At 45.5% G+C, this 15524-nt stretch carries 12 protein-coding genes and 1 other RNA gene; 4 read left to right on the forward strand and 9 right to left on the reverse strand.

Annotated elements, in window-relative coordinates; translation table 11 throughout:
* Positions 1–20: 20 nt before the first annotated feature.
* The gene (locus tag ACTXGE_RS02670; RefSeq protein WP_443541682.1) at positions 21–824 is read right to left on the reverse strand and encodes an SDR family NAD(P)-dependent oxidoreductase; all 804 of its coding nucleotides are present in this window, start codon (positions 822–824) and stop codon (positions 21–23) included.
* Positions 825–913: 89 nt separating this feature from the next.
* A complete protein-coding gene (locus ACTXGE_RS02675; RefSeq protein ID WP_443541684.1) occupies positions 914–2734 on the reverse strand; it encodes an acyl-CoA dehydrogenase in 1821 nt (606 codons plus the stop codon).
* A gap of 148 nt (positions 2735–2882) precedes the next feature.
* Here ACTXGE_RS02675 and ACTXGE_RS02680 point away from each other — a divergent pair, with 148 nt between their 5' ends.
* The gene (locus ACTXGE_RS02680) at positions 2883–3893 is read left to right on the forward strand and encodes a GlxA family transcriptional regulator (protein ID WP_443541685.1); all 1011 of its coding nucleotides are present in this window, start codon (positions 2883–2885) and stop codon (positions 3891–3893) included.
* Positions 3894–3939: 46 nt separating this feature from the next.
* Here the strand turns inward: ACTXGE_RS02680 and ACTXGE_RS02685 are convergent, their stop codons facing one another.
* Both ACTXGE_RS02685 and ACTXGE_RS02690 read right to left on the reverse strand, forming a co-directional pair.
* Entirely contained in the window at positions 3940–4839 is a 900-nt protein-coding gene (locus tag ACTXGE_RS02685) for an HpcH/HpaI aldolase/citrate lyase family protein (RefSeq protein WP_443541687.1), read from the reverse strand.
* Between the two features lie 52 nt (positions 4840–4891).
* On the reverse strand, positions 4892–5494 hold the full coding sequence (locus ACTXGE_RS02690; protein WP_443541689.1) for a class I SAM-dependent methyltransferase: 603 nt from the start codon (positions 5492–5494) through the stop codon (positions 4892–4894).
* Between the two features lie 253 nt (positions 5495–5747).
* Between ACTXGE_RS02690 and ACTXGE_RS02695 the strand changes: the two genes are divergently transcribed.
* Positions 5748–6944, forward strand: a complete 1197-nt coding sequence (locus tag ACTXGE_RS02695; protein ID WP_443541691.1) for an amino acid aminotransferase — start codon at positions 5748–5750, stop codon at positions 6942–6944.
* Positions 6945–7016: 72 nt separating this feature from the next.
* Here ACTXGE_RS02695 and ACTXGE_RS02700 read toward each other — a convergent pair whose 3' ends face one another.
* From ACTXGE_RS02700 to ACTXGE_RS02715, 4 genes are all read right to left on the reverse strand, one after another.
* On the reverse strand, positions 7017–9527 hold the full coding sequence (locus tag ACTXGE_RS02700; protein WP_443541693.1) for a penicillin acylase family protein: 2511 nt from the start codon (positions 9525–9527) through the stop codon (positions 7017–7019).
* 200 nt (positions 9528–9727) lie between these two features.
* Positions 9728–10106, reverse strand: a transfer-messenger RNA (tmRNA) gene (ssrA, locus tag ACTXGE_RS02705).
* 104 nt (positions 10107–10210) lie between these two features.
* Complete coding sequence (locus tag ACTXGE_RS02710; protein WP_317199767.1) at positions 10211–10657, reverse strand: hypothetical protein; 447 nt, start codon at positions 10655–10657, stop codon at positions 10211–10213.
* A gap of 172 nt (positions 10658–10829) precedes the next feature.
* Positions 10830–11501 (reverse strand): alpha/beta hydrolase, encoded by a 672-nt coding sequence (locus tag ACTXGE_RS02715; protein WP_443541695.1) that lies wholly within the window; start codon positions 11499–11501, stop codon positions 10830–10832.
* 277 nt (positions 11502–11778) lie between these two features.
* Between ACTXGE_RS02715 and ACTXGE_RS02720 the strand changes: the two genes are divergently transcribed.
* Positions 11779–12558, forward strand: a complete 780-nt coding sequence (locus ACTXGE_RS02720; protein ID WP_443541696.1) for a response regulator — start codon at positions 11779–11781, stop codon at positions 12556–12558.
* Positions 12558–14285 carry a two-component system sensor histidine kinase CreC gene (creC, locus tag ACTXGE_RS02725; RefSeq protein WP_443541698.1) on the forward strand — a complete coding sequence of 576 codons (1728 nt, stop codon included), beginning with the start codon at positions 12558–12560 and terminating at the stop codon, positions 14283–14285. The genes ACTXGE_RS02720 and creC overlap by 1 nt, the downstream gene beginning before the upstream one ends.
* 131 nt (positions 14286–14416) lie before the next feature.
* Here creC and aroC read toward each other — a convergent pair whose 3' ends face one another.
* On the reverse strand, positions 14417–15520 hold the full coding sequence (aroC, locus tag ACTXGE_RS02730; RefSeq protein WP_443541700.1) for a chorismate synthase: 1104 nt from the start codon (positions 15518–15520) through the stop codon (positions 14417–14419).
* Positions 15521–15524 lie beyond the last annotated feature (4 nt).

The raw sequence follows: 15524 nt of genomic DNA on the forward strand, positions 1-15524 counted from the left end.
AGTACTGTATATGCAACACCTTAAGCCAACATACCGCCATCTAAGGTAAAGGCATGACCATTCATAAAGCTGCTCTCGTCGCTTGCCAGCCAAGCGATAGCGCCTGAGACTTCCTCAACACGGCCTAAGCGGCGCAGTGGGCTGGCATTGATCGTGGCTTTTTGGGCGCGTTCATCCATTTTCGCCATGGTGTTCTGCACCATTGGCGTATCGATAAAGCTGGGACACACCGCATTGAAGCGAATATTAACGCGCGCATACTCGTGAGCTGCAGATTTAGTCAGTCCCATAACGCCGTGCTTAGCCGCACTATAAGCCGAAAGTAGTGGCGCTGAACGAAGTCCTGCGATAGAGGCCACATTGATGACATGACCACCGCCGTTTGGTGCCATACAAGTAACCGCTGCACGCATACAGTGCCAAACGCCTTTGAGATTCACCGCGATATTGCGATCAAAGTCATCATCACTCAGCTCATGCATAGGCGCCGGCTTATGATCGATACCGGCGTTATTAATGACGACATCGAGGCCACCAAGCTCTTGCATGGCAAATTGAAATAGCGCACGGACGTCATCACCATCAGTCACATCTACTCGTCTAAAAGTGACACTATTCTTGGCTTCTAACGCCTGCCTAGCTATGCTATCACCGCCTTTCTCGTTCATATCGCCGATGACGATTTTTGCGCCGCGACTAGCAAGCAATAATGCGCTAGCTGCGCCAATACCGGAGGCACCGCCTGTGATTAAAATACGTTTGCCTATAACGTTTGATGCGGGCAAATCAGATAGATGACTTGCTTCAACTCCATTTGTACTCATACTTTATTCCTTTAATGTCTAGTTCATGATTAGGGCCAGTCAGTGTCACCGTCGAATGTTCAACAGACCCTAGGTTTTTAAATAATGGTTTAAAACCACTCCGCTTGCATGTCTGTACATACTGCATTGTCGTTATTTAACAGGTCAATATCACGCTGAATCGTCGGTAGCTCCCAATCGATAAAGTATTTTGCTGCTTGTATTTTGCCGTGATAGAAGTTTTGTTTGTCCTGATCCTGAGTAGTAGCATCTTGTTCAACAGCGAGCAGTTGCTCCGCTTTACTCGCTTGGCGAATCCATATCCAGCTGACCACGATGGAAGCAAAAATATTCATCAAAGCCTGCGCATTGCCCGTAAGCGTAATGGCTTTTTCAGTCGGTAGTATTTTGCTCAAATGTACTAACACCTCATGCAAATGCTCCATGTAGGGCACGAGCTTACCCGCCAGTTTTGCGCTCTCAGGCGTAGTAATACTTTGCAAATCTTGCGTGATTTCACGTTTGAGGATTTGAATACCCAAACCGCCCTTTTGCCATAACTTACGAAATGACAAATCGAGCGCTTGTACGCCATTTGTGCCTTCATGAATAGGATTCAAGCGATTATCACGCCAGAACTGCTCGGCATGATATTCACGGGTGTAACCTGCGCCGCCCAAGACTTGGATGCCCAAGTCGTTGGCTTTGGGTCCATATTCAGAAGGCCAGGCTTTAATCACTGGCGTAAGCAGATCTAACAATTCTGATAGCTCGGCTTGATGCGTGTCATCATCAGTGGTATTGATACGATCAATCAAGTTTGAGCCGTAGAGACACAGCGCCATACCGCCCTCACTATAGGCTTTTTGCGCAAGAAGCATGCGCTTAACATCACCGTGATTGATGATAGCCGTGGCATCATGTTCAGGCTTGTTGTTAGGAGCGATGCGACCTTGGGTACGGTCTTTGGCGTAATCGAGCGAGTACTGATAACCGCGATAGCCGATCATCGCCGCGCCAAAGCCAACACCGATACGCGCCTCATTCATCATCTTAAACATATAGCGTAGACCAAAGTGCGGCTCGCCGACTAGGTAACCATAACATTCGCCTTTATCGCCGAAACTTAGCGCCGTAGATGTGGTGCCGCGATAGCCAAGCTTATGGAGTAGCCCTGTTAAATGGACGTCATTGCGCTCACCGATTGACCCGTCATCCTTTAGACGATATTTTGGCACAACAAATAAGGAGATTCCTTTTACCCCGCCAGGACCGCCTGGGATTTTGGCTAATACCAAATGCACAATATTGTCAGATAACTCATGATCGCCGCCTGAGATGTAGATTTTGCTGCCTTTGATGCGATATGAGCCGTCTTCTTGCAGCGTTGCCGTGGTTCTAATATCAGACAATGACGAGCCTGCATGCGGCTCAGTAAGTGCCATCGTGCCGGTGAACTCACCTGTAAGCATACGCGGCATAAAGGCGTCTTTGACCTCGTCGCTAGCGAAATGCGAGAGGACATTGATCGCCGCTGACGTCAAAAAAGGATACGCCGTCGTTGAAGGGTTAGCCGCCATAAAATAACCCGCTACCGCCGTCATTACCGTCTCTGGCAATTGCATGCCGCCATCTTCAAAACTATAGCGACCCGCGATAAAGCCTGAGTCACGAAACGCATCAAAAGCCACTTTGACATCATCAATCATAGAGACTGTTTTGCCATCGAACTGTGGCTCATCTTTGTCCGCGAGATGATTGTGTGGTAAGAATAAATTAGTCGCAATTTTATCCGCAGTCTCAAGAACCGCATCAAAAGTCTCTCGGTTATGCTCAGCGAACTTAGGATGCTTGATTAAACTCTCGACATCCAGCACATCGTACAATTGAAACGGTAGCTCGTAAGTATTAATTAAAGTATCGGTCGCCATAGTCTTCTCTCTGTAGTAAAACGAATAGATTAAATAAGTGGTTGATCAATAGTAATCTAATTTAACCTCGTACCGTATTGTCATTCATGACATAATTAAGGTGAAAAAAGACATCCGCTTAGCTATAAGTGCAGAGAGGTTAACTACCATGCCCAGCCAGATACCAAGTCAAAAACCTTTTGAAGTCGTCATTCTTGGATTTGATGGTGTGCTTGGTAGCGTATTGGCAGGGGCGTTAGACTTATTTTCGTTCACTGGAGTCAGTTGGCAGCGCTTTTTGGATTTGGAAGTAGAGCCAAAATTTAGAGTGCAGATCGCAAGTCTTGGCAAAAACGATATCAAATGTAGCAACCGCCTTATCATGCAAGCGCACTGCGATATCACTCACGTGAGTGAGTGTGATTTACTACTTATTCCAACCATTGGCGATTCTATTGATAAAGTATTAAAACAAAATAGCGCCTTGTTGCCGCACCTACAACGCCTTGCCAGCACTGAGGCCGATATCGCCAGTAACTGTAGTGGCGCTTTTTTTCTAGCGGCGGCTGGACTACTAGATGGCAAAACCGCCACAACGCATTGGGGTTATGCTAGTAAGTTTAAAAGCGAATACCCACGCGTTGATTTACAAGAAAACCAATTTGTCACTCAATCAGGCAATATATTTTGCGCGGCAGGCGGCAGTGCCTTTTATGATTTGGCGCTGCTACTGATCGAGCGCTACTGCGGGCGCGAGGTCTCAACGCAAGTGGCAAAGACGCAAATTATCGATAGTAAACGCGGTAGTCAAAATAGCTATACCAATGTGACGGTTCACAAGTCGCATGCCGATACGCTCGTCAAGCACGTACAGGAATTTATCGAAAGCAGCTTTAATGAGCCGCTACAGGTGAGCGATTTGGCAGCGATGGTTAACGTCACGCCGCGCACCTTGAATAGGCGTTTTCAGGCTTGCATAGCGATGCGCCCTATTGAATACATTCAGGCAGTCAGGATTGAGCAGGCCAAGCGTCTGTTGGAGTCTGGGCAAGTGACGATCAAATCGCTCGCTTACCAAGTGGGCTATAGCGATATCTCCTCCTTTACCCGTTTGTTTAAACGAGCGACCCAGCTGACGCCAAAAGAATATCAAAACAAGTTTTCGCGTATGGTGATCTGAAATTTTCTCTTACTTAACACTATGTATTATTTGATAAAACATAGCCCTACTCTACGTTGATTTGCATAAGCAGTTGCTGACAACGCTTAATGACAGGAGCGTCGATCATATTGCCATCTACCTTAAATACCGCTTGTCCGCTATGCTCGTACGCCTCAACGACCTTTTTAGCAAACGCAATGTCATCAGCGCTGGGCTGCAAGGCTTGTTTGACGACAGCGACTTGTTTGGGATGAATACAGAGCATTCCGGATAGCCCCATGTGTGACCAAAGCTGGACACGATCGCGTAGACCATTATCATCGTTAAAATCTGGATATATAGTATCGATAGGCGCAGCTAGCTGATGCACGGCGGACGCTAGTAGCAGATTATAGCGAATCTGATTAGCGACAATATCAGCGGCCTGCGTGCCCACTTGCACTTGTAGGTCATTACAAAGATCCAAAAATCCATAGCTTAACGCTAATAGGCCTGATGCTTTTGCCATAGCATCGAGATTATGTAGGCCCTTTGCCGTCTCTATCAGCGCAATGACTGATAGTCCAGTGACCTTGTATACCTGCTCTATATCTGCAGCGTTTTCTGCCTTTGATAAGAGGATACCGGCTAGGTTTGGCAATTGCTGACAGCATGCCAAGTCCTTGGTAAATTCATGACTGTTTGCACTATTGATACGCACCCACACGGGTTGATAATCAGCGCTGTCATGGTAGGTCTGTAGATCATTACGAGCTTTGACTTTGTCCACTACAGCTACGGTATCCTCTAGATCCACAATGACCGCATCGGCGCTGCTAGCAAAGGCTTTGGGCACGCGATCCATTCTTGTGGCTGGAACGAATAGCCATGCTTTTTTGCTTGCTAGCCTAGTACGCTTGTTTTGTTTACTTGGATTTTCATTATTAGATGGGAGCGTATCAGCAGAGGTTGAGGATGGCAGCATGGTCTTACCCTTTTGTTTAAAAAATATTCAAGATAATCATAGCAGTATAAAATCAGTCCTTTTTGCGCGCGACATACTGAACGACGGCGCTCATACCTTGATGACTTGATCCTTCCATAACGTTACGGTGTTTTTCGATAGCAACGATCTCGTCTAGGGAGCTAAGCTCAGAGCGTAGTAAATCTAGCGACATAAACATGCCTGTCTGCGTGGCAGATGGACCACCCACGCCTGACATTGAAGGTTGCTCAGGGGTATAAGCTTCAAGAATGAACGCTCCGTTGGTCTTTAGCGCTGTACTTATTTGAGCATGGACATGTTGGCGTATTTCTTTAGGCGTATGTGCCCAAATGGAGACAATGCCGTCCCACTGCTGCTCGCCAAATGGATAATCTGCCAGATCTGCCAGTTGTGTCGTTATTGTCACGCCTTTATCACAAGCAAACTGCTGCGCCTTTTTTAGTCCGACCTCAGATAAGTCCATAGCCGTGACCTCATAGCCCATTTGAGCTAAGAAAACTGCATTTCTACCCTCGCCTTCAGCTAAGCATAAGACACGCCCGCCTGCTGGAATATGCTGATAAGTCTCCAGCAAAAAATCATTAGGCTCGGTTCCATAAGCAAACCCTGGCTCGCTATAACGTTGATCCCACACAGTTAGTCTCCTTGCTTGTAAATTAAAGATGGATTAGCAAATGTTGATAGCTTGATATTTAACATAGAATAGAGTTATTGCCATCATCTTATTGTAAGCAAACTTATATTACCCTCAGAAAATTTTGCCACTATAGTATAATTGCTCCATCTGTATGTTTACCTCAATCTCTTTATATGAACCTCAACGATCATGTTGAGTTCAGTGCCAATCTGGTTTATGCTTTTAGCGGTTTTATTTTAAAGGAAAAAATATGTTTGAACGTGTCGACTATTACGCAGGCGATCCTATCTTAGGGCTAAAAGACAAATTCGTTGCTGACAACAACCCAAACAAAGTCAATCTAGGCGTTGGTGTTTATTATGACGAGAATGGTAAACTGCCCGTACTTGAGTGCGTAAAAATTGCTGAAAAACGCATAGCAGACTCGGTCTCTCCGCGCCCTTATTTGCCTATGGAAGGTTTACCTGGGCACCGTAAAGCGTGTCAAGATTTGTTATTTGGCAAGGACGCGCAAGTACTAAAAGACGGTCTGGTCGCTACTATCGCCACTATCGGTGGTTCTGGGGCGCTAAAAGTCGGCGCTGAATTTATCAATGAGTGGTTCCCGCAATCAAAATGCTATGTCAGCGATCCAACATGGGGCAACCACATTGCCATCTTTGAAGGCAGTGATGTCGAAGTGGCAAAGTACCCATACTACGATAAAGCCACGGGCGGTCTCAAGTTCGATGAGATGATTGCACTGTTTAAGACGTTGAACAAAAACGACGTTGTGCTGTTGCATCCATGCTGCCACAACCCTACTGGTGTCGATTTGACACGTAAGCAGTGGGATACGCTACTCAATGTGATTCAAGAGCAGGAGCTGATTCCATTTATGGATATCGCTTATCAAGGCTTTGGTGAAGACATGGATAGCGATGCCTATGCGATTCGTAAGGCAGTTGATATGGGTCTGACATTATTTGTTAGTAACTCGTTCTCTAAAAACTTATCATTATACGGTGAGCGCGTCGGTGGTCTATCGGTCGTTTGCCCGACACCTGACGAGACTGAACGTGTCTTTGGTCAGCTGGCCTTCACTGTACGCCGTATCTATTCAAGCCCACCATCACACGGTGGACACGTCGTCGATATCGTGATGAACGATGATGAGTTGCATGAGCAGTGGGTTGGCGAAGTGTATGCCATGCGCGACCGTATCAAATCTATGCGCCTAAAGCTTAAATCAGTACTAGAGACCAACGTCCCTAGCCGCAATTTTGACTACTTAACGGATCAAAACGGCATGTTTAGCTTTACAGGACTTACGCCCGAGCAGGTTGAGCGTTTGCAAAGCGAGTTTGGTATATACATGGTATCCAATTCGCGTATGTGCGTTGCTGGTCTAAATACTAGCAATATCGACTATGTTGCCAATGCTATGGCTGAGGTTCTAAAAGACTAATTGCTGGTAGTTTTTACAACGGATAGACACGAAAAAGCTGAGCGATCGCTCAGCTTTTTCGTGCCTTTAACATTACTGATTTAAGCTTTCTTGAGATTGATCTGAGTCTTCTTGAAGCTCAAGCTTGCTACCTATTGCTTTATTTTGAATCTCGCTGGCACTAAATGGCAGACGAATCCACTCTTTATCTGAGTAGCGACGGGTCTGATCACGATGGAATGGACGAGTCGTATCACCCGCTTGCGAGAACGCTAGTAGCGCATCTACAACAGGGCCATTTCTATCGAATGTCACCGCTTGCATGTACGTTGGACCATTAGTTACTGGACCATAGGTGCCATCGTCGTTTTGACTTGAGCTTGCAACGTTGAATACCCCTTCACCACCAAAGCCGCCATGCATAGAGATTTTGTCGTTATTTTTACTCGCGTCAAAAACGAATTGCAAGCTACCCAAAGGCGCATCGAGTGCAATGTTCTTACTATTGTAATAAGCAATGGAATCACCCAAAGCTCTACGAGTACTGTCATTGATAATTAGGTCACGCGGCGTATTAATAGGGTTGGTCTTATCGAAAGGAGTACTAAATCTTGCATAATTATTGACATTAAGATTAGTCCAGAATTTTCTAAAGACATGAGCGCCTTTACTATCAAGATTATTACGACGATCCCAGTTACTTAAAACATTACAAGCCTGAGTGCCATCAATAGTGCTGCCACTAGTTAAAGGCAATGTCGGGTTAGCTTGACAGTTTGCTAGAACGTCATCAAGTACGAGTTCAGCGCCATAACTGCGATTGCTGTAGACTACTTTCTCCATTTTATCAAGATTAAAGGTATTGCCTCCTAAACCGTCGTCATTGCTTACTCGGTCAAATATTTGTGTAAAGGCCATACGAGTACGTAGAGATAACGGCGCAGCATCCTCAGAGAAAGGTAACAACTCGCGTCTTAACAAAGGTGAAAACCTGGTTAACGGCTGTTCTGCATTACTAAGCCAATAGCTATCGTTAGAGTTGAGCGCATAATCATCACGAATGATAAAAGGTAAGTTTGAACCCCCAAAGATACCCGCTTGCGGTGAATCGGCATCATTACCCCATTCACAGGCAGCAGTACTGCCGTTGAGTGCGGGTAAGTTTCTTTCTATCAAAAGAGGAAGAGCGGCGCCTGCGTTAGCACTACAAGCCGCTAGCTTTTCAGCTGTGACATTAGGTACGGTCGAGATATCAGCGTATAGTGCTTTACCATTACGATCTGTCGCAATCGTATTGACGAACCCTAGACCTAAAATAGTCTGCATTCTATCAACGAGATCTTCAACACTAGTAGCCATGTTCATACTGCGCCACTGGTTAAGAGCGCGCGGATTTTCGGAAGCAGCGTCACGAATAGTATAAGCTACGTTGTTGGCATCACCCCATGCTGGTAAGCCAGGATTGAGCGCTTTAGCATTTATCATCGGTCCATATTTTGAAACGTAGATACTGCGAACCAATGGGTCTTGACCATCTGGCATTTGAACCATGACTTCAACTTCTTCTATATCAAGCTGTTCAACTGCGCCTGCGCTATTGATATAGTTGTATTTTAGAGGATTATTATTGACTAGGCTCACCTGATAAAGCGTAAAGCGTTTAGCAGTCGATACGGTATGACTCCAAGCCACGTCTTTGTTAAAGCCGATGTTAATAAAAGGTTGTCCTTGCTGAGCGGAGCCCATCACATCAAGCTCACCTGGTATCGTAGTATGAAATTCATAAAAGCGCTGTACGCCCTCCCATGGTTCGTGTGGATTGCCATACATAACACCGCTATCAGTCCCTGTATAGTCACTACCAAAGGCATAGGCATTACTACCACCGTTTAAGACATTGATAGTTTCCATGTTAAATTCAGGGGCTGACTCTACCACAGGGTCGACAGGCGCTAAACTACTGGCTCTCGAGCTATCTTGAATACCAATAGTTGCAGAATCAGGATCAGCAGGAGGGGCGGCCGCAACAATCGCTCTAACAAAGTTGGAGAGTCCGCCGCGTAGGTTGGCCTTACCGTAAACAGTCAACAAATCATCAAGGGTAATCTCACGTACCCATTCAGCGTTAGCACAAGCAGGATCAATATTAGCTGCCCCTGTATCGCGTAGATAACGGCTAAACCCTGCCGCATAGCCTGTCACCGCATCGATAGTTTCTGGGTCTTGAGCCGCTAAAAACTCAGCGCGTCTCTCAGGGGAGTTATACCAGGTATAAAAAACATCGCTTGCTTCATTCCCTTGATCGCCTAAATAAAGCATGCTCTCCCCTCTAGCGACGACAACTTCACGCGCAAGTGAGCAGAAATTATCCTCAGCAAAAGCATAGCCGACACCATAACCTAAACCTTTGTAGTCATCAGCTGTTATATGAGGGATACCGAACTCAGTACGCTGGATAGTAGCCGAAAATTCAGGCTTAGGCTCAGGTTTAGCATTACTATCAAAATTAACATCATTATCTGAACAACCAGATAATCCCAATGACACCGCTATAGTTATCAGCGTAAGTCTAGCTACACTTTTTCCTGCTGCTTGAGTTGTCATAATATTCACCATCCATGGTTGATTATGTTTAACTAAAACTGAAAACAGCTTTAGTCTGAGATAAATTCCTTTTATCAACAATGCTTTGGGAGCATATATTCATCATATAACATTATGAGATCTATTTGCTAGTGATATAATCAGTACAACTTAATAAAACAAAAAAACCGACCACTTAAAGTGATCGGTTTTTTAATATTTGGTGGAGATGGCGGGAGTTGAACCCGCGTCCGCCAGCATTACGCTCATGAATCTACATGTTTAGTTTCTGTCTTTGGCTTTAATCCGCACCGATCCGACAGTCAGGATGGATTGGACGATTCTCTACTTTTGAACCCAAGCGATTGAGACAATCCCTTGTGGCGAGCCTACATGCGGACGCTTCAACTTAGTTGACCAACTGTAGGTGATCAGCAACCAAGTAAGCAGGGTTTAAACCAAGTAAACTGGGTTTAAGCTGCTAGAGCGTAAGTTTCGTCGTTTGCGACTATAACAATATATGTTGGATTAACGAGAGGACATATACTCTCGACATGCATCATTGAGTTTCATCACCAGCGTCGAAGCCAGAACATCCCCAAGAAGACTGTCTATTATATAGTAGTTGTAGGCTCTACTTCAACCTATAACTGTTCTGTATTACACAACTTTACAGCTCATGCTGTATATAGCATGGACAGGGTTTATTCGTTCTCTAGCGCAGCTGTATTTTTTGCCCAGCGATACAGTTTTCTAAGTCCATAACTAGCAGGATCTACTAGCTCTAGCATATCAGCGCAAGCCTCAGAACAAAATACTCGATGTTCAGGGTTATAAAACCCAGGAACAACGGTTCTAATGAGTGCTAAGTAATCATATTTAAACCTTTGGCGCTTATTGAACCAACGCACGGCATAATCGATATCGCATGGCACAGATACTAACTCCCAGTGACCGCTCGTCATATCTATGACCTTACGCCGCAGTCCGCCATCACGGTGACTTGAGCTGATACAGTCATAATGCTGGTTGCCAAGCTCATTAATAATAAGCTCACAATGACTATAAGGCGATCGATCTATAGCACTAATGATCTTGTCTAATGCCTTTCCGTGCTCAGCAATATAAAAAGCTAAGTAGGTAGATTGCACCTTAAACCTCCAAATGTCTTCTTATAGCGAGTAGTAGAATCAAAATCTATATCTATTAATATAAATATACAGCAATGCCTGAATAATTGATAATTCATTCCTATAAAAAAGCCAGTCGTATCGAACGACTGGCTTTGGAAATAATAGCATTCAACTTTTAATGTTAGACGGCTTAGCTTAGTACTTTATTTAACCATTGACCGATGTTTTGAATCTGCGGCATACAGACTTGGTGCGCCATTGGATAAGTATTATAATCCACGTTATAGCCTTTATTCGCTAAGACCTGCTGCGCTTGTTGTCCCAAGATTACGGGGACGACAGGGTCTTGGGTGCCATGTTCAATCAAGATCGGAATATCTTTGTTGGCTTCGCTATAGTCAAGGATATCATTGGTCGCAAGATAAGTAGATAACGTCATCAGCCCTGCCAAACGCTCAGGATGACCGAGTGCGACATGATAAGCCACTGCCCCGCCCTGCGAGAACCCTGCGATAACGATATGTTCAGGTTTGACACCGCGCTCAATCTCACGCGCGATTAGATCACGGATGCTTTGAGAGGAGGACTCAATTTGGGTGACATCAATTTTACGATCCAGACTCATCTCTAAAATGTCATACCAAGCAGGCATCACCATACCGCCGTTGATAGTTACTGGAATCTGCGGCGCATGCGGGAAAATAAAGCGCACTGCCATATCTTGACTTAGGCCCAATTGCGGAACCACAGGTTCAAAGTCATGACCGCTAGCGCCTAGACCATGCAACCAAATAACCGCACGGTCTATAGGTTTGCTTGACGGATTATGCTCTACGGTGACGACATCTAAATAAGTACTCATAGGATTTGCCTCAAATTAAAAGTAAAGTTTATGCATTCTGGCTAGTTTATACGTTTTAGTAAAATACCTTGGGTTGTTATTATTCATCAATTTTTCATACCCTTTGCTTAGGTTTTGCATCATTTTACAAACCTTACATGCTAGGATAGTTTTATCATAAAGGTATATATTTAGCGACATTATAGCCTTTGCCGCTGCCTGCTTTATGATGCTCAATCTGTTTTTTTCAACACTGAGCTTAATGATCCTTCCTCTATTACCTGACGCTGTATACCTTATGACTCATATTTTACTAGTAGAAGACGATCCCGCTATTGCCATGTCGCTCAAGGTAACTTGCAAGCGCGAAGGCTGGCAGATAACTTGGCTCGATAACGCCAGTAGCGTCTTGCCGATGCTGCGTAGCGATGCGGCAAAGGATTTATCCGCTATTATCTTAGATGTCGGCTTGCCTGATGGCGATGGACTCAGCCTGTGTCAGCAGATTCGCCATACGCCTGACATCAAACAGTTAAAGAATACGCCTATCGTATTTCTGACCGCTCGCAGCGATGAGGTCGATCGTATTTTGGGCCTTGAGATGGGCGGCGATGACTATTGTGCCAAGCCCTTTAGCCCGCGCGAATTAGTCGCTCGGCTCAAATCCATTTGGCGACGTGAGCAGCTATTGTTAGAACAAACGGCTCAAAAAGCGAACCTAGCAGATAACTCAGATAACCTAGCAATCAATCCTTTATCAGAGCAGGCCTTGAGCTTTGAGTGCCAGTCAGGAATTTGGCACTATCAGCCGCTCAATTACTCATTAACGTGGCAAGAGCAAAAGTTGGAGTTGAGTAATACCGAGCGCAAAATCCTTCTGACCCTATTGCAAGCACCCAATCAGGTCTTTAGTCGCGAGCAGCTGCTTAATGCGGTCAGTGATTATCCCGATCATCGCCTAGCACGTACGATAGACAGCCATGTCAAATCGATTCGTAAGCAGTTAGCGCAAGTTGATGAGAGCCTCGATGTCATCTATACCCATCGCGGCCTTGGTTATGGATTGTTTCCTGCCTAATGTCTAAGTTGAAGCACAAGTCACATCATACCCACTCAAAAAATACCAAAATCAACCAAAGTAATTGGTATGCCAAATTGCATCCTATCGGTACCGATCAACAGATTGAAGATCCCAAGCGTCCGCTTAATTTAAGTATATTTTTTCGCATTTGGTTGGCGGTCGCACTGGTGCTTATTATCTGCGGCATTGTCGTCTTTACGCAGCTCTTTAGCTACGTCAAACCTACTGTTAAGCAAGTCATCGAAGACACACTGCTCGATACCAGTAAGCTTATGGCAGCAAGCTTACAAGAGCCGCTACAGTCAGGAGCGCTATACGATAAGGCTTATCAAGCTGATCTTGACAAGGCTTTTGTAGGTCAGCCACTCGACAGTAATATCAGCAAGACTTACGATAAAAAAACCTATAGCAGCTTTCGTATTTATGTCACGGACAATAACGGCAGGGTCATATATGACTCGCTACCGGCGCCTGACAATGCTGAGGGCGAAGACTACAGTCGCTGGAATGATATCTACTTAACCTTGCGCGGACAGTACGGCGTTAGAAGTACGGTACGCGATAACCGCAAGCGCGATAGCTCTGTCATGTATGTCGCGCAGCCCATAACCGATGATACAGGTCAAACTATTGGCGTGGTCAGCGTGGGTAAGCCTGTCGCTAGCGTATTACCCTATTTAGATAATACTCGTGAGCGTATGCTCATTACCGCTTTGCTGGTCAGTATCGTCGCGCTTATGCTCGCAGGATTAGTGGCATGGTGGCTCAAACAAAGCATTACTCTGGTCACTAGATACACAGGAACGCTGGCAGAGGACACGCAAAAGCCGTATTTTTATCTGGGGCATGAGCTTAATACCTTGACCGATACTATCGAAACCATGAAGCATCGCTTAGAGAACAAGGCCTATGTCAGCGACTATGTCCATACCTTGACTCATGAGCTAAAAAGCCCATTGACCGCTATTCGTGCCAGCGGCGAGCTATTAGAAGACGACGGACTTGACGCCGAAGATAAGCAGATGCTTATTCAAACCGTCGGTGAGCAAAGTATCAAGATGCAGCTACTGATTGATAGGTTACTGCTACTGGCCAAAGTCCAGCAACCTACCTTTAAGCTGAGCCGGCAACCGATAGCCTTGCTTCCTATGTTGCAAAGCCTAATGAAAGATAACACCGTTAAGGTGCAACAGCAGCAATTAGCGGCTATTAACCTTTATATAAACGATAAGAATTTGGATGGTGGTACAAAGTTATCTGCTGATATGCTTGCACAAACGACCGTATATGCCGATCGGTTTTGGCTGGTGCAATCTTTGCAAAATCTATTAGACAACGCCATTCATTTTGCTGAGTCTATTGTCACCATAACGATTCATACTTCGATTAACAAAGAGGTGGTGACTATCGATATCTTTAATGACGGCAAAGCTATTCCTGACTACGCCCTTGCCAAAGCTTTTGATCGCTACTTTAGTCTATCGCATCAGCGTTTGATGACCATAAATGCTAACCAAAGTCACTCTGATAACCGTGAAGAAAGCACAAATCATACTTTTAACAGTGCTCCCAAAAAAGGCACGGGGCTGGGCTTAACTTTGGTCAAGCAAGTCGTTGAACATCATGGTGGAAGCGTTAGCCTAAATAATGCGATCACTGAGGTAAACGAGCAGCAAGTAAGCGGCGTAAAGGTGAGTATTACTTTGCCTTTAGCAAAACCTTAGATGGTTTTTGCTCATTTAAGAGTGTTACTTGTCTACGATTAAAGATATACGCATAAAAAAGCCATTCGTTTTCTCAGAAGTAAGAGAAAGCAAATGGCTTTTGGCGGTGCTAGAGAGCTAGAGATACTGCTTTAAGTAATGGACTCAACGGGCGCTTTGACATCACCGTTTTGACCACGGTTACGCAGGTAGTGATCGAGCAAGACAATGGCCAGCATAGCCTCAGCTATAGGCGTCGCTCGCACGCCAACGCACGGATCATGGCGACCTTTGGTTAGCATATCGACCGCCTCCCCTTGGGTATTGATACTTTTGCCAGGCGTTGTGATACTGGACGTCGGCTTGAGCGCGATACTTACGCTGATGTTTTGACCGGATGAGATACCGCCCAAGATGCCGCCTGCATGATTGGCAGTAAAGCCATCTGGCGTGAGTTCATCACGAGAGGTGTGCCCAAACTGTCCTGCTACCGCCATACCATCACCGATCTCAACGCCTTTTACCGCATTGATGCTCATCATAGCATGAGCAATATCAGCATCTAAGCGATCAAATACCGGCTCACCTAGACCGACAGGGACGCCGCTGGCGATAATTTCAAGCTTTGCGCCGCTACTGGTGCCCGCGCGCCGCAGGCTATCAATCAAGGTCTCAAAGCGAGCAACCGCGTCCTTATCTGCGCAAAAGAACGGATTACTATTGACATAGTCCCAGTCGATCTCGTTTGGGTTGGTGATTTGGCTGTACTCATTACCGATTTGGGTGACATGTCCGTGAATTTGCACACCTAATTTATCGGATAGATACTTTTTAGCGATAGCGCCTGCGGCTACGCGCATCGCTGTTTCGCGCGCTGAGGAACGCCCGCCACCGCGATAATCTCGAAAGCCGTATTTCATGCTATACGTATAGTCGGCATGACCTGGGCGAAAGGTGTCTTTAATCTCGCTATAGTCTTTTGATTTTTGATTAGTATTGCGAATTAACAGACCGATTGAGGTGCCTGTGGTTTTGCCTTCAAATACCCCTGAGATGATCTCGACCTCATCTGACTCACGGCGCTGGGTGGCGTATTTGGACGTGCCTGGTTTACGGCGATCCAAATCTACTTGCAAATCTGACTCGCTAAGCTCCAGACCAGGTGGCACGCCATCTACTATTGCCATAAGACCTGCGCCGTGCGACTCGCCGCATGTCGTCACACAAAACAGCTGTCCAATACTATTGCCTGCCATACTT

This window comes from Psychrobacter sp. T6-4 (genome assembly GCF_052258425.1).
In the GTDB taxonomy this organism is placed as follows: Bacteria; Pseudomonadota; Gammaproteobacteria; order Pseudomonadales; family Moraxellaceae; genus Psychrobacter.